The 15,286-nt window shown below is 73.0% G+C and carries 14 protein-coding genes; 9 read left to right on the forward strand and 5 right to left on the reverse strand.

Going from position 1 to position 15,286, the window contains the following annotated elements:
- The first annotated feature begins 95 nt into the window (after window positions 1-95).
- The 5 genes from AB0411_RS13770 to AB0411_RS13790 all read left to right on the forward strand — a co-directional run bounded on the left by AB0411_RS13770 (window position 96) and on the right by AB0411_RS13790 (window position 5,449).
- A complete protein-coding gene (locus AB0411_RS13770; RefSeq protein ID WP_366417491.1) occupies window positions 96-1,460 on the forward strand; it encodes an FAD-binding oxidoreductase in 1,365 nt (454 codons plus the stop codon).
- 302 nt (window positions 1,461-1,762) lie between these two features.
- On the forward strand, window positions 1,763-2,530 hold the full coding sequence (locus tag AB0411_RS38105; protein WP_437041973.1) for a hypothetical protein: 768 nt from the start codon (window positions 1,763-1,765) through the stop codon (window positions 2,528-2,530).
- On the forward strand, window positions 2,527-3,516 hold the full coding sequence (locus AB0411_RS13780) for an antibiotic biosynthesis monooxygenase (RefSeq protein WP_366417492.1): 990 nt from the start codon (window positions 2,527-2,529) through the stop codon (window positions 3,514-3,516). The genes AB0411_RS38105 and AB0411_RS13780 overlap by 4 nt, the downstream gene beginning before the upstream one ends.
- An 88-nt stretch (window positions 3,517-3,604) precedes the next feature.
- Entirely contained in the window at window positions 3,605-3,898 is a 294-nt protein-coding gene (locus AB0411_RS13785) for a ribosomal protein L7/L12 (protein WP_366417493.1), read from the forward strand.
- A 72-nt stretch (window positions 3,899-3,970) separates the two neighbouring features.
- Window positions 3,971-5,449, forward strand: a complete 1,479-nt coding sequence (locus AB0411_RS13790; RefSeq protein WP_366417494.1) for a dihydrolipoyl dehydrogenase family protein — start codon at window positions 3,971-3,973, stop codon at window positions 5,447-5,449.
- A gap of 18 nt (window positions 5,450-5,467) precedes the next feature.
- Here the strand turns inward: AB0411_RS13790 and AB0411_RS13795 are convergent, their stop codons facing one another.
- A complete protein-coding gene (locus AB0411_RS13795; RefSeq protein ID WP_366417495.1) occupies window positions 5,468-5,893 on the reverse strand; it encodes a tetratricopeptide repeat protein in 426 nt (141 codons plus the stop codon).
- Between the two features lie 118 nt (window positions 5,894-6,011).
- A complete protein-coding gene (locus tag AB0411_RS13800; protein WP_366417496.1) occupies window positions 6,012-6,488 on the reverse strand; it encodes an SsgA family sporulation/cell division regulator in 477 nt (158 codons plus the stop codon).
- A gap of 235 nt (window positions 6,489-6,723) precedes the next feature.
- On the opposite strand from AB0411_RS13800, the gene AB0411_RS13805 reads away from it, so the two are divergent.
- The gene (locus AB0411_RS13805) at window positions 6,724-8,262 is read left to right on the forward strand and encodes an RDD family protein (protein WP_366417497.1); all 1,539 of its coding nucleotides are present in this window, start codon (window positions 6,724-6,726) and stop codon (window positions 8,260-8,262) included.
- A gap of 188 nt (window positions 8,263-8,450) precedes the next feature.
- Complete coding sequence (locus AB0411_RS13810) at window positions 8,451-9,326, forward strand: RDD family protein (protein ID WP_366417498.1); 876 nt, start codon at window positions 8,451-8,453, stop codon at window positions 9,324-9,326.
- 16 nt (window positions 9,327-9,342) lie between these two features.
- Here the strand turns inward: AB0411_RS13810 and AB0411_RS13815 are convergent, their stop codons facing one another.
- The gene (locus AB0411_RS13815) at window positions 9,343-9,699 is read right to left on the reverse strand and encodes a hypothetical protein (RefSeq protein WP_366417499.1); all 357 of its coding nucleotides are present in this window, start codon (window positions 9,697-9,699) and stop codon (window positions 9,343-9,345) included.
- A 481-nt stretch (window positions 9,700-10,180) separates the two neighbouring features.
- On the opposite strand from AB0411_RS13815, the gene AB0411_RS13820 reads away from it, so the two are divergent.
- Both AB0411_RS13820 and AB0411_RS13825 read left to right on the forward strand, forming a co-directional pair.
- The gene (locus AB0411_RS13820; protein WP_366417500.1) at window positions 10,181-12,571 is read left to right on the forward strand and encodes an immune inhibitor A domain-containing protein; all 2,391 of its coding nucleotides are present in this window, start codon (window positions 10,181-10,183) and stop codon (window positions 12,569-12,571) included.
- A 123-nt stretch (window positions 12,572-12,694) separates the two neighbouring features.
- Window positions 12,695-13,084: a hypothetical protein gene (locus AB0411_RS13825; protein ID WP_403147614.1), complete on the forward strand. Its 390-nt coding sequence runs from the start codon at window positions 12,695-12,697 to the stop codon at window positions 13,082-13,084.
- Window positions 13,085-13,101: 17 nt separating this feature from the next.
- Here AB0411_RS13825 and AB0411_RS13830 read toward each other — a convergent pair whose 3' ends face one another.
- Together AB0411_RS13830 and AB0411_RS13835 are read right to left on the reverse strand one after the other, a co-directional pair.
- A complete protein-coding gene (locus AB0411_RS13830; RefSeq protein ID WP_366417503.1) occupies window positions 13,102-13,698 on the reverse strand; it encodes an isochorismatase family protein in 597 nt (198 codons plus the stop codon).
- Between the two features lie 194 nt (window positions 13,699-13,892).
- Window positions 13,893-15,221, reverse strand: a complete 1,329-nt coding sequence (locus AB0411_RS13835; protein WP_366417505.1) for a nicotinate phosphoribosyltransferase — start codon at window positions 15,219-15,221, stop codon at window positions 13,893-13,895.
- Window positions 15,222-15,286: the final 65 nt, after the last annotated feature.

Here is a 15,286-nt window from a genome sequence, read left to right on the forward strand (position 1 = left end):
GGGGTACCCCTCGGAGCTGCCGGCCGGTGGGAGTCGTGGCGTCTCGGCCGGGCGGTGATCTTCCGTGTACGGCCCATGGATGCGAGGCTGAGGGTATGGACCTCATCGCACGTCTGCGTGCCGGGCTGCCGGGGGAAGCGGTGCTCACCGACCCCGATGTGACCGGCTCCTACGCCAACGACATGGCGAGCTTCTGTGAGGCGGGGACGCCCGCCGTGGTCGTGCTGCCGCGTACCGTCGAGCAGGTCCAGCACGTCCTGCGGACGGCCTCCGAGCTGCGGGTCCCGGTCGTGCCGCAGGGGGCGCGCACGGGGCTGTCGGGCGCTGCCAACGCCTCCGACGGCTGCATCGTGCTCTCGCTGGTCAAGATGGACCGGATCATCGAGATCAATCCCGTCGACCGGATCGCGGTGGTCGAACCCGGTGTCGTCAACGCCGTGCTGTCGCGCGCGGTGAACGAGCACGGGCTCTACTACCCGCCCGATCCCTCCAGTTGGGAGGAGTGCTCGATCGGCGGCAACATCGGCACCGCCTCCGGTGGCCTGTGCTGCGTCAAGTACGGGGTCACCGCCGAGTACGTCCTCGGCCTGGACGTGGTGCTCGCCGACGGGCGGCTGCTGACGACCGGGCGGCGCACCGCCAAGGGCGTCGCGGGCTACGACCTCACCCGGCTCTTCGTGGGCTCCGAGGGCAGCCTGGGCGTCGTCGTCCGCGCCGTCCTCGCGCTCAAGCCGGAGCCGCCCGGGCAGCTCGCGCTGGCCGCCGAGTTCCCCTCCACCGCGGCCGCCTGCCGGGCCGTCTGCGAGATCATGGCCCGCGGCCACGCCCCGTCGCTGCTGGAGCTGATGGACCGTACGAGCATCCGCGCGGTCAACGACATGGCACAGATGGGCCTCCCGGACAGCACCGAGGCGCTGCTGCTGGCCGCCTTCGACACCCCCGAACCGGCCGCCGACCTCGCCGCCGTCGCGGAGCTGTGCACGGCGGCGGGCGCCACCGAGGTCGTACCGGCCGAGACCGCCGCCGAGTCCGATCTGCTGCTGCAGGCCCGCCGGCTGACCCTGACCGCGCTGGAACGGGTCAAGTCCGCGACCATGATCGACGATGTCTGCGTCCCGCGGTCCCGGCTCGCCGAGATGCTCGACGGCACCGCCGCCATCGCCGAGAAGTACGGCCTGACCATCGGCGTCTGCGCCCACGCGGGCGACGGCAACACCCACCCGACCGTCTGCTTCGACGCCGCCGACCCCGACGAGTCCCGCCGGGCCCGCGAGTCCTTCGACGACATCATGGCGCTCGGCCTGCAGCTGGGCGGGACCATCACCGGTGAGCACGGTGTGGGCGTGCTGAAGAAGGAGTGGCTGGCGCGCGAACTGGGGCCGGTGGGTGTGGAGTTGCAGCGGGGCATCAAGAGCGTCTTCGACCCGCTGGGCATCCTCAATCCCGGAAAGCTGTTCTGAGGGACGCGGAAAGCGCTTCCGAGGAATGCGGGAATTCATCGTGCAGGCGCGGGCCGGGGGTTTCTCTTTCCGGTTCCCTCCGCGGCGACTGCGTATTTTACGGGCCGTTGCGGGTGTGTGCAGAGAGGGTGTTTTCCGGCCGGGGTGCCGGCGTGGCGGGAGCGGATTGTTCTGCCTATCCTGAACACGAATATCTGCGTCCGCCGGTCCTTTGCGAGCAGTCCGACCGCGTCGGCCCTAGGGATTCTGCCGCTTGAGGTGGCGCCGTTCCCCGCGCTTTTCGCCGTGAGGGAGATCGTCCCATGGACCTCAACACCATCACCGAAGTCGTCCGGCGACCGTCCGACCGGCCAGGCGCGAACTGGCGCCCCGGCGACGCCTGGCTCGCCGGGGGAACCTGGCCGTTCTCCGTGGAACAGCCGTGCCTGCCCCGTCTGCTCGACCTGACGGCGTTGGGCTGGGAATCCCTCGTCCCGGGCGAAGCGGGCCTCGGGATCGGCGCCGCCTGCACCATCCGCGATCTGTACGGCCATGAGCTGGTGGACGAGTGGAGCGCGGGCGCCCTCTTCCGTCTGCTGCTCACCGTCACCGCCGGCACCCGGCCGGTGCGCCTGGCCTTCGACACCCTGCCCGACGCCCGGACGCGGTGGCAGCGCATCGACGACCTGCCCGCCGGCCTCTGGTTCGCCGACCCCAACGGCACCCCCGGCCAGTGCCTGCGCACCTTCCTCCGCGCGCTCGGCCACCACGGCGTCAAGAAGGGCTGCGACGCGGGCGACTGCGGCGCCTGCACGGTGTGGCCGGACGGCAGTCCGGTGCACAGCTGCATCATCCCCGCCTACGCCGGCATCCCCCGCGCCGAGGTGCTGCTGGTGGACTCGGCGGACTCCGTCGGGCCCCTGCGGCCGAAGGGCATCGCGGAGCGCTGCGTCAACCCGGTCGCGCCCGCGCCGGCGAACGCCCTGCACGACGCCACGGGCGTCCGCTGCCGCGCGCTGCCCCTGACACCGGAACGCGTCCACCGACGGCTGTGCGCGGGCGCGTCGGCGGCGACGGGCCCGGACCGATGACCACCGGGAAGGCCGCGGGCGCCGGGAAGGCGGCCGGCGCCGAGGCGACGGTCATCATCGGCCAGAAGGTCCGGCCCGGACGGGAGCGGGAGTTCGCGGCGTGGCAGGAGGAACTCAACGCCGCCGCCGCCGAGTACGCCGGGTTCCTCGGCGCCGAGGTCTCCCGGCCCACGGACCTGCAGCCCGACTGGGTGGTGGTCTACCGGTTCGACTCGATCGCCCACCTGCAGGCCTGGACCAACAGCGCCACCCGGCAGCGCTTCCTCGACCGGGGCGCCGCCTACGCGGACGGTCCGGCAACCCAGCAGGTCGTCAGCGGCGGCATCCGGCCGCCGGACCCGCTGGTGACCGTCGTGGTCACCCACCGCGTCCACCCGGACCACACCGACGCCTTCCTCGACTGGCAGCGCCGTATGAACCAGCGGGAGAGCGCCTTCGAGGGCTTCCGCGGCACCGAGCTCTTCCGGCCGGTCGAAGGGCTCCAGGACGAATGGACCACGCTGTACCGCTTCGACAGCGCCGCACACCTGGAGGCCTGGCTGACGTCGGCCGAGCGGAAGGAACTCCTCGCCGAGGGCGAGAAGTTCCACGACTTCCGCATGCGCACCATCGACAACTCCTTCGGCAGCTGGTTCGCCTTCGAGGAGAACGGCAGGGAGATGCCGCCGCCCTCGGAGACCAGGACCTCCGTCGCCGTCTGGGTCGGCCTCTACCCGACCGTGGTGCTGCTGACCCTCGCCCTGTCCCCGCTGAAGATGCCGCTCTGGCTCGGGCTGCTGGTGGGCAACCTGCTGTCGAGCTTCATCATGAGCTTCGTGACCATGCCCTTCTATGTGAACCCGCTGCTCAAGCGGTGGCTGCGGCCGCGCCCCGACGCACCGAGGGCGAGGACCCACCTCGTCGGACTCGGCACGGTCGCCGCGGTGATGGTGTTCTGGGCCGCGGTCTTCTACCTCGTGACGACCCGTATCTGGCATCTGCCCTGACCCGGCGCGCCGTCCGATCGCGACCGGGTGCGCCTCGCGGCGCCTGCCGTGTGCATGGCAGGCGCCGGGGCCTCATAGAGTCTGCGCCATGGAATACGCGTCCTTCATCGCCCTCGTCCTTGTCCTGCTCGCCGTCTACCCGCTCGCCCAGGCCGGTGACCGGCAGGCCAAGCGGACGGACCTCCGGCTCCGGCGGCTGGAGCGCAAGGTGGATCTGCTGCTCGCGCACGCCGGGATCGCCGAGCCGGCGGACCCCAGGATGGCCGAGATCGACCAGCTGCTCGCGCAGGGCAAGAAGATCCAGGCGATCAAGGTGCACCGCGAGGTGACCGGCTCCGGGCTCGCCGAGGCCAAGGAAGAGGTGGAACGCCGGATGCGCTGACGGCCCGTTGGGCAGAGGATGTCCGGGAAGGATCCGCCGGGCCCCTCACGCCCCCGCAGGAAGCGAGAGCCGATGGCAGCGACCGAAGCGACCCGAGCCGCCGACGAGGCGTACGACGTCATCGTGCTGGGGGCCGGGCCGACCGGCGAGACCGTCGCCGACCGGGCGCACGCCGCCGGGCTGAGCGCGGTGGTCGTGGAGAGCGAACTGGTCGGCGGCGAATGCTCCTACTGGGCGTGCATGCCCAGCAAGGCGCTGCTGCGCCCGGTCGCCGCCCGCGCCGAGGCCCGCCGGGTCCCCGGCCTCAAGGACGCCGCCGACGTCCCCCTGGACGTGCCGGCGGTGCTCGCCCACCGCGACGCGTTCACCTCCTACTGGAAGGACGACGGGCAGGTCCGCTGGCTGGACTCGTCCGGCATCGACCTGGTGCGCGGCCACGGCCGGCTGGCCGGGCCCCGGCGGGTGGTCGTCGACGGCGCGCGGGTGCTCACCGCGCGGCATGCGGTCGCGGTGTGCACCGGCAGCCGCGCGGTGCTGCCGCCCGTCCCCGGCCTCGCCGAGGCCCGGCCCTGGACCAGCCGTGAGGCCACCAGCGCCAAGGCCGTACCGGGCCGCCTGGTGGTGGTCGGGGGCGGCGTGGTGGGCGTGGAGATGGCCACCGCCTGGCGGGCCCTGGGCTCCTCCGTGACGCTGCTGGTGCGCGGCGACGGGCTGCTGCCCCGTATGGAGCCGTTCGCCGGCCACCTGGTCGCGGAGTCGCTCGCCGAGGCCGGGGTCTTCCTGCGCACCGGCGTCGAGGTGCGCGAGGTGCGCCGGGAGGCACCGGGCGGCCCGGTCACCGTCCTGCTGGACTCTTCCCCTGGGCCTGGCGGCCCGGGAGGCACCCCCGGCGACGAGATCGTCGCCGACGAACTGCTGATCGCCACCGGCCGGTCCCCGCGCACCGAGGACATCGGCCTGGAGACGGTCGGCCTGACCCCCGGCTCCTGGCTGGACGTCGACGACAGCCTCCGCGTGACGGGCGTGACCGGCGGCTGGCTCTACGGCGTCGGCGACGTCAACCACCGCGCGCTCCTGACCCACCAGGGCAAATACCAGGCCAGGATCGCCGGCGCCGCGATCTCCGCGCGCGCCCGGGGCGTCCCGATCCTGGAGTCCGACCGCTGGGGCGCGCACGCCGCCACCGCCGACCGTCTCGCCGTCCCGCAGGTCGTCTTCACCGACCCCGAGGCCGCCTCGGTGGGCCTGACCGCCGCCGCCGCCGAACAGGCCGGCTACCGCACCCGGGTCATCGACCAGGACCTGGCGGCCGTCGCCGGGGCCTCCCTGTACGCGGACGGCTACCGCGGCCGGGCCCGGATGGTCGTCGACCTGGACCGCGAGGTGCTGCTCGGCGCCACCTTCGTCGGCTCCGGGACCGCGGAACTGCTGCACTCCGCGACGGTCGCGGTGGCCGGCGAGGTCCCCCTCGAGCGGCTGTGGCACGCGGTGCCCTCCTACCCGACGATCAGCGAGGTGTGGCTGCGGCTGCTGGAGGCGTACCGCGGCTGAGCCGTCCGCGCCCGCCGGTCAGGCGCCGTCCGCGCCCAGCGCCGCGGCGATCCGCAGCTGCCCCGCGCCCTCGTCGGCCCGCCCCTGGCGCTCCAGGGTGCGGCCGAGCATCAGGCGGGCGTACGACTCGACCGGGTCGCGCTCCAGGACGGCCCGCAACTCGGCCTCGGCGCGCTCCAGCCGGGCGGAGTGGTAGTAGGCGCGGGCCAGCAGCAGCCGGGGTGCGACCGGTTGCGGGTCCCCGTCCACCAGGCCGCGCAGGATCCGGGCCGCGGCCGTGAAGTCCTTCGCCTCGAAGAACAGCTGCGCCCGCGCCCAGCGCTCGGCGGCGGTGCCGTGCTCGTAGTAGTCCGCTTCCCGGCCCCCGCCGTACGCCACCGGGCCGGTGCCGTACGCCGTGACAGCGGTGTCCTGGCCCGTCCGTGCGCGGAAGCTCTCGTTCATACCGCGCCCAACAGCGCGGCCCGGCGGAACATTCCACCGGGCGGGCCGCCCCGTCCGGCCGGCGCGGCGCCGGCCTCTCCGTTGCGGCCCGCCCCTTCGAAAACCGGTCCGCCACCCCCTACGCCCCGGGCTCGGGGGTCTCGTCCGAGGGGCGGGGGACGCCCGGCAGCAGATCGTCGGTCGGCGCCATGGCGAGCAGGTCGCTCAGTCCTTCGTCGAGGCCCAGGTGTCCCCGCTCGGAGCCCGGCGGGACCACCCGCAGGGTGCGCTCCAGCCAGGCGGAGACCGCGGCGGCCGGTGCCTCCAGCAGCGCCCGGCCGTCCGGCGAGTCCAGCTCCATGCAGACCAGGCTGCGGCCGTCGGACTTGGTCGGCCACACCCGCACGTCGCCGTCGCCGCACGGCCGGAAGACGCCCTCGACGAGCAGTTCGCGGGCGAAGGTCCACTGCACGGGGGAGTGGGAACCGATGTGGAAGGTGACATGGACGGCGTAGGGGTCGTCCGTCCGGTACGTCAGCCGGGCCGGCACCGGAACGCTCCGCTCCGGCGACAGGACCAGGCCCAGCTCCAACTCTCGCTCCACCACGGTGTGCATGACGTCCGCCTTTCCTTGCTCCCCGCGGGCCCCCGGTTCGGGCCCGCGCAGTGGAAGAGGCGCCGGGCGCCGAACCATTACACGACTTCGTACAACTTTTTTCCCGCGCCTCTTCCAGGTGGTCGTGGGCGGGCACGGGCCTGGCGTGACCCGGGGTCTGATAGATGTGGACGCCGCGTTGCGGCAGACTGCACCCCACACCCACCAGGCCGAGTACAGATACGGGACTTCGGACATGAGCGCCCCTACCTCAGGATCCGCCGGCGGCAGCCCCACGCCAGGCTTCTACCCGGACCCGTCCATCCCCGGCTACATCCGGTACTGGAACGGTGCCGCATGGGTGCCGGGCACCAGCCGGCCCGCCCCCGCCGAGGGGGAGGCGATGCCCGCGCCGCCGCCGGGCGCTGCCCCGCCCGCCGTCGAGGAGACCGGCCCGGTCTTCTTCGACGAGGAGGAGGCCGCCGGCGGCTCCGCCCTCCCGGCCGTCCGCCGCGGCGGCGAGGTCGAGCCCCGGCCCGCCACCGGCTGGGACGACCCGGCCCGGCTGCACGGCACCGGCCCCGAACCGGCCGCCTCCTGGCAGGCCGACGCCTCCCGGCAGGGCGGCTACGGCGGCGAGAACGACCGCCGGATCTCCTGGGGTTCACCGGACCAGGCGCCCGCCGGCACGCCGTCGGGCGGCGCCGCCTGGGGCGCGGTGCCGCCGCAGCGCGAGGAGGGCGCCGAGGCACCGGCCGCCGAGGCCCCCGCACGCCCGGAGACACCCACCGACGGGACGGTCGCCATCCGTGCCGTGAACCCGGCGGCGCGCCGCGGCGCGCCCTCCGGCGACCAGGGCACCACCGCCATCCGCGCGGTACGGCCCGACGCCGGCAAACCCGCCAAGGGCGGCGAGACGATGGCGATCCGCGTCGCCGGCGGCGGCCGCGCCCCGTCCGCCGCGCCCGACGACGGCGCCCCGCAGTCGCTGCCGTCCGTCGGCGCCCCGCAACAGGGCCGCCCGGCGCCCCAGCAGACCCCGGCGCCCCAGCAGACCCCGAGCCCGGCACCCCAGCAGCAGGCCCCGCAGAACCCGGCACCCCAGCAACAGGCCCCGCAGCGCCAGGCGCCCCCGGGCCCCGCGCAGCAGACCCCCGGTCCGCAGGCGTCCGCGTCCGCGGCCGGCTTCCCGCCGCAGGGCGGGGCCGCACCGGCCGCGTCCGGGGCGCAGGGCGCCGACTCCGACGGCGTCATCCCCTGGAAGCCGCCGGCCGCCGCCGACGCCTTCTTCGCCGCCGCCCAGGCCGCGCAGGGCCACCCGGCGGGCCTCGGCCGCAGGCTGGCGGCCCGGCTGATCGACACGCTGGTGCTGGGCGGGCTCACCGCCGCGGTGGCCGTCCCCATGTGGAGCACGGTCACGGACCACATCGACGCCAAGGTCGAGGCGGCCAAGCAGTCCGGGCGCCAGGTCACGGTCTATCTGATCGACGGCACCACCATCCCGGTCTTCGCCACGATCCTGGCCGTCCTGCTGCTCGGCGGTGCGCTCTACGAGGTGCTGCCGACCCTCAAGTGGGGCCGCACCCTGGGCAAGAAGCTGTGCGGCGTACGGGTCCTCGACATCGAGAGCCATGACACCCCGCCCCTCGGCGCGGCGCTCCGGCGGTGGTTCGTCTACGGCGTGCTCGGCGTGCTCGTCGTCGGCGTGGTGAACGTCGTCTGGTGCGTGGTCGACCGGCCGTGGCGCCAGTGCTGGCACGACAAGGCCGCGCGGACGTTCGTCGCCGCGGGCTGACGGACCCTCGCGGGGACGGCGGACGGCCGTCCCCGAGCCCGTCCCCGGTCCGCCCCCGCGTCCGTTCCGCGTCCCGCCGCGGTGGCCGTCCGCCGCCGCGGCGCACCGGGTCCCCGGCGGGCGGACATCCGTCCCCCGAACGGACTTCGCCGGATGCGGCGGGCCGCGACAAGGGGTCGACTCGGGCCATGAGTACCGACCAGCCCCGCCCCGGTCCCGGTGAGCCGCCGGAGGACGACCCGTTCCTGAAGATGCCGCAGGAGCCCCCGGCGGACGGCGCGGTGCGCAACAGCTCGCCCCGCGAGAACGGCGCCCCCCGCAACCACGCTCCGCGCGGCAACGGCACGGGCGGCGGCGGTACGGGTGCCGGTGAAGGCGGCACCCCGCCTCCCGGCGGACCGCCCCCGGGCGGAACTCCGCCGCCTCCGGGCGGTACCCCGCCGCCTCCGGGCGGAACTCCGCCGCCCCCGGGCGGTACCCCGCCGCCTCCCGGTGGCACCCCGCCGCCCTACGCGGGGACCCCGTACGGCAGCGGCCCGTACGCCGGCGACCCCTACGGCGGGCAGCCCGGTCCGGCCGATCCGCTGGCCGGGATGCCGCCGCTGGCGAACCGGGGCCGCCGGCTCGTGGCGCGCATCATCGACGCGATCATCATCGGGGTGCCGGTCTCGGTGATCATGACGCTGATCGTCGGCGGGGTGGACTACTTCAGTACCGACAGCGTGGACGCCGGCCGGCAGTCGACGGTCTCGGGCGTGACCATGCTGGTCTACCTCGTCTACGAGGGGCTGATGATCTCCAGCCGGGGCCAGACCCTCGGCAAGATGGCGATGAAGATCCGGGTGGCGATGCTCTCCAACGGCTCGATCCCCACGGCCCAGGCGTCCTGGATCCGGGCGGCCGTCTACACGCTGCCGGAGATCGTGCCGTGCTGCGGCTTCATCTTCTGGCTGGTCAACGTCCTGTGGTGTACCTGGGACCAGCCGTACCACCAGTGTCTGCACGACAAGGCGGCGAAGACCGTGGTGGTGTCCACGGAGACGGGCGGCGCCCCCGCGAAGTGAGGCCCGCCGGTCCGGCTCAGCGTGAGTGCTCGCCGATCCGGGCGTCCGGGGCGGCGGCCGGTCCGGTGAGGCTGCTCCAGCGGGCGCGGCCGGGCCCCGCCACGGGGCGGACGTGCTCGGCCGGTGCGGGGACGGCCCGCAGCGGCGTGGCCGCGGCGGGCGCCTCGGCGCGCGCCAGACGACGGCGGACCACCCGCGGCACCCCGGGCATCGGGGCCGTCATGGCGACCAGCAGCCCGAGCCCGAGTCCGGCGATGGCGATGACCGCGACCCCGACCCCGGTCTGCGTCTGCGAGAGCAGCAGCATCGCGAGGGTGGAGAGAAAGACGGTGGCCGAACCGTAGACGAGCTGTGCGGCAGTCGGACGAGGCATGGCGGAATCCGTCCTCGGAGGGTCGGCAGGGGGGTCTCGGTCAAGGGCGCGCCGGCACACGAGCCTACGGTCGTTACTGCCCGGACGGAACGCCAAGTAAGCGTGACCTAACCCACGGTTCCGAAGCACAGGGGGCGCACGATGCCGCCCCCTCTTTGCGCGCCCTCGGCCGTCATGGCTGCTGGGGGCAGGGGCGCATGCCCGGCGGGCATATACGCCGGACCTCTGCCCGGCGAGGCGCCCGCCCCGGGTGATCTTGCCGCGCGGTGCCCGAGCAGGGCGTGACGCAGGGCGCGATGCCGCCCCGGCGGGGTGCCCCGAGGGGCCACGGAGGCAGCCCGCCGCGCTGTCCGATACCCGTAACTCGCGGACCGAGAAACGTACTTCGCTGACGTGCCCAAGTCAAGATCTGTCTTTTTCCCCGTACTTCCGGTCGAATGCCGTCGAACAGTGACCGGTTCGAAGGGGAGGACAGCGCCAAGTGAGAGACAACAGAACGGTGTTCAGATCGGCCGCCCTGGCCACGGCGATTGCCGCGATCGGGGCGGCCGCTTTGTCTTCGGGGGTGGCCGCGGCCGACGCTCAGGGACCGTCGCCCGTTGCCAGGCGCCATGACCCGGCCCCCGAGCGGACCGTGGACCACGACCTCAAGGGCCCGTTCAGCGAGCGGCAGGCAGCCCAGCGCAAGGAAGCCCTCCAGCAGGTCATCTCCGGCGACGCCAAGGCGACCGAGCGGGGCGGCTCCAAGGTCGTCAAGCTCGGCAAGAGCAAGTACGTCGAGCTCGCCCGGCAGAAGACCGACAAGATCTTCACCGTCCTCGTGGACTTCGGCAGCAAGGTCGACGACACCACGATGTACGACCCGGACGGCGACGGCCCCAAGCCGCCGGTGAAGAAGTACGGCGGCGACCCCGGCCCGGCGCACAACAAGATAGCCAAGCCGGACCGTGCCACGGACAACAGCACGGCCTGGCAGAAGGACTTCAACCAGAAGCACTTCCAGGACCTCTACTTCTCGCACGACAAGAAGAAGCAGTCGCTGGCCAAGTACTACGAGAAGCAGTCCTCGGGCCGTTACTCGGTCCAGGGCGAGGTCTCCGACTGGGTCAAGGTCGACTGGAACGAGGCCCGTTACGGCTCCAACTACTGCGGCCAGACCAACTGCGCCAGCGCCTGGGACCTGATCCGCGACGGCGTCAACCAGTGGGCCAAGGACCAGAAGGCCAAGGGCCGCACCGACGCGCAGATCAAGGCCGACCTCGCCAAGTACGACCAGTGGGACCGCTACGACCACGACGGCGACGGCAACTTCAACGAGCCCGACGGCTACATCGACCACTTCCAGATCGTGCACGCCGGCGAGGACGAGTCCGCGGGCGGCGGCGTCCAGAAGACCAACGCGATCTGGGCGCACCGCTGGTACGCGTACGGCACCGACGCCGGCAAGACCGGTCCCACCGCCAACAAGGCCGGCGGCACCCAGATCGGCGACACGGGGATCTGGGTCGGCGACTACACCATGCAGCCGGAGAACGGCGGCCTCGGCGTCTTCGCCCACGAGTACGGCCACGACCTGGGCCTGCCGGACGAGTACGACACCAGCGGCACCGGCGAGTCCTCGGTGGACTTCTGGTCGCTGATGTCGGGCGGCTCCTGGCTCGGCACCGGCAAGGACTCCATCGGCGACCTGCCCGGCGACATGAGCGCCTGGGACAAGCTGCAGCTGGGCTGGCTCAACTACGGCAAGGCGAAGGCCGCGAAGAAGTCCACCCACAAGCTGGGCGTCGCCGAGTACAACACCAAGAACAAGCAGGCGGTGGTCGTCGAACTGCCCGCCAAGGCGGTCAAGACCGAGATCGTGCAGCCCGCGGAAGGCTCCCAGCAGTGGTGGAGCGGCATGGGTGACGACCTCAAGAACACCCTGACCCGGCCGGTGGACCTCACCGGCAAGTCCAAGGCGTCGCTGACGCTCAAGGGCTGGTGGGACATCGAGAAGGACTACGACTACCTCTACGCCGAGGTCTCCACCGACGGCGGCAGCAACTGGACGGCCCTGGACGGCACCGCGGGCGGCAAGGCCATCCCGCGCGACGGCAGCGACAAGCCCGCCCTGACCGGCACCGTGGCCGCCTACCAGGACCTCGTCTACCCGCTGGACGCCTACGCGGGCAAGAAGATCGACCTCCGCTTCCGCTACCAGACCGACGGCGGCGCGGCGCAGAAGGGCTTCGCGGCCGACAGCATCGGCGTCACCGCCGACGGCCAGGCGCTGTTCAGCGACAACGCCGAGGGCGGCGACAACGGCTGGACCAGCAAGGGCTTCTCGCGCATCGGCGCGTCCTTCACCAAGGACTACCCGCAGTACTACATCGCCGAGAACCGCCAGTACGTGTCGTACGACAAGACCCTCAAGGTCGGCCCGTACAACTTCGGCTGGACCACCGCCAAGCCGAACTGGGTGGAGCACTTCCCGTACCAGAACGGCGTGCTGGTCTGGCTGTGGGACACCTCGCAGGCGGACAACAACGTCGGCCTGCACCCGGGCCACGGGCAGATCCTGCCGGTCGACGCGCACCCCAAGGCCGAGCGGTGGACCGACGGCAAGCTGATGCGCAACCGCTTCCAGTCCTACGACTCGACCTTCACCGGGGCCAGGACGGACGCGCTGACCCTCCACAAGGACGGCAAGACGGTCAAGATCAAGTCGAAGCCGGGCGTGACGCTCTTCGACGACCGGCACGGCGTCTACTACGACACGGCGAACCCGACGGGTGGTGTGATCGTTCCTGACACCAACACCCAGATCAAGATCACCAAGGAGGCCCGGGACGGCTCCACGGTGACGCTCCGGGTGGGTCGCGCCGGTAAGTAAAACGTAAAATCGCAGGTCAGAGGCTATTCGGCCGTCGCCCCCTAGCGGGCGGCGGCCGATTCGCGTTTAGATGCGTTCTACAGTTCCTTGTTGACGCGAAGTCTCACGGGGGGAGATATGAGAATGTCCGGTGGCGGTTTCACCAGGCTTCCCGGCGGAAGCGTGGTGGTCGCCCTCTCGCTGCCCAGACCGCCCCACGGGGCGCGGGGCGGCCTGTACGACTGCGGTTGCCGGGTGCGGGTCCTGGTCCACGCCGTGAACCGCCAGCGCGCCCTGACCAGGCTGCGCAACCTCGGGCTGCGGGCCGTCTACCTGCGCGGCAACACCGAGCCGCCCACACCCGACGAGATCACGGCCGTACTGCACCACCCCGACGGCCTGGTCTGGCGCGAGACCCCGGAGGACGACACCGAGTCCTGGCACCCGATACGGGCGCTGCTGCGCAATGCGGCGTTCCCGGTCCGCGGGGAGGACCCGGACGGGGACGACGAGCGCCCCGCTTCGGCCGCCTGACGGCCCCCGCGGGCGGCTCAGGCGCCGAGCACCACCGGCTTGCCGGTCAGCTCGGCGCCGGCCGCCCGCAGCTCCTCCAGCGCCCGCTCGGTGGTGTGCGCGGCCACCCCGGCGGTCAGGTCCAGCAGGACATGGGTGCGCAGCCCGGCGCGGACCGCGTCCAGGGCGGTGGCGCGCACGCAGTGGTCGGTGGCGATGCCGACCACGTCGACCTCGCTGACGCGGTGCGCGCGCAGCCAGTCGGCGAGCGGGACGCCGTTCTCGTCCGAGCCCTCGAAACCGCTGTACGCGCCGGTGTGGGAGCCCTTGTCGAAGACCGCGTCGATGGCGCCGGAGGCGAGCGCCGGGGCGAAATTGGGGTGGAAGCCGCTGCCTTCCGTGCCGGCCACGCAGTGCACCGGCCAGGAGTGCTCGTAGTCCGGGGTGGCGGAGAAGTGGTCGCCGGGATCGATGTGGTGGTCGCGGGTGGCGACGACATGGCGGTAGCAGCCGCCGGCCGCCTGGCCGATCAGATCGGTGATGGCCGCCGCGACATCCGCACCTCCCGCCACCGCGAGGCTGCCGCCCTCGCAGAAGTCGTTCTGCACATCAACGACGATCAAAGCCCGGTGCATGGTGCGTGCCTTCCGGCTGGGAATCGGGGGAGGGGCGCGGCGAGCGGTGGTGTGACCGAGGGTAGCCACTGGCGGGGGATTGCGGGAGTGGTCCGGAGCCCGGCAGCACGGCGGATGCCGGGCCCGGCGCGCCCCGGCCGGGGCCCGGCGCCCCGCCGCCCGGCCGGGCCGCCGGACCGGACGCGGCCGAGGGGTCAGACGTACTCGGTGGCCAGGACGGGCTCGCCGCGGGAGAGCTGGGTCGCCGACAGCGGCAGCCGGGCGCGGGCGGCGATGTGCCGGTCGCGGGCGGCGTCCAGCGGCTCGCGGGCCACCACCTCGCCGGCGCTCACCAGCGGCACCGACAGCTGCTGGTCGGCCAGCTCCGCCGGGACCGGCCCGGTGCCGATGACCTCGGCCACGGCCACCCCGTCCTCGTCGAGCCGGCGCGCGGCCCACTTGCGGCCGCCGAGCGAGGTCTTGGCGCCCATCGACTTCTTCGCGACCGGCCGCAGCGGCGCTCCGGGTTCCTCGCTGTCGGCGCGGGCGACCAGCTTGTAGACCATCGAGCAGGTCGGGTGCCCGCTGCCGGTCACCAGCTGGGTGCCGACGCCGTACGCGTCCACCGGCGCGGCGGCCAGCGAGGCGATGGCGTACTCGTCCAGATCGCTGGTGACCACGATCCTGGTCTTGGTGGCGCCCAGCTCGTCCAGCTGCTGGCGCACCCGGTGGGCGATCAGCAGCAGATCGCCGGAGTCGATCCGGACGGCACCGAGGCCGGGTCCGGCGACCTCGACGGCGGTGCGCACCGCCTCGGTGACGTCGAAGGTGTCCACGAGCAGGGTGGTGCCGCTGCCGAGGCTGTCGACCTGCGCGGTGAAGGCGTCCCGCTCGGTGTCGTGGAGCAGGGTGAAGGCGTGGGCGCTGGTACCGACGGTGGGGATGTGGTAGCGGAAGCCGGCCGCCAGGTCGGACGTGGTGTGGAAGCCGCCGACGTAGGCGGCGCGGGACGCGGCCACCGCGGAGAGCTCGTGGGTGCGCCGGGCGCCCATCTCCATCAGCGGGCGGTCGCCGGCCGCCACCGACATCCGGGAGGCGGCCGCCGCCACCGCGGAGTCGTGGTTGAGGATCGAGAGGATCACCGTCTCCAGCAGGACCGCCTCGGCGAAGGTGCCCTCGACCCGCATGATCGGGGAGCCGGGGAAGTAGACCTCGCCCTCCGGGTAGCCCCAGATGTCGCCGCGGAAGCGGAAGTCCGCCAGCCATCGCAGCGTCGGCTCGTCGAGGATGGCGCGCTCGCGCAGGAAGCCGAGGATCGTCTCGTCGAAGCGGAAGTTCTCCACCGCGTCCAGCACCCGGCCGGTGCCGGCCACCACGCCGTAGCGGCGGCCCTCGGGGAGCCGGCGGGTGAAGACCTCGAAGACCGAGCGCCGTTCCGCGGTGCCGGACCGCAACGCGGCCTGCAGCATGGTGAGTTCGTACTGGTCGGTGAAGAGCGCAGTCGACGGCACGGCCACCGGCAGCCCCAGGTCTGCTGTGTTCATGGGGGAGATGCTACCCCCATTACTCGTCACTTTGACGATAGTGCTCCGGGGGCGACAAAAGACCG

The sequence above is a fragment of the Streptomyces angustmyceticus genome (genome assembly GCF_040701845.1).
Classification (GTDB): Bacteria; Actinomycetota; Actinomycetes; order Streptomycetales; family Streptomycetaceae; genus Streptomyces; species Streptomyces angustmyceticus_A.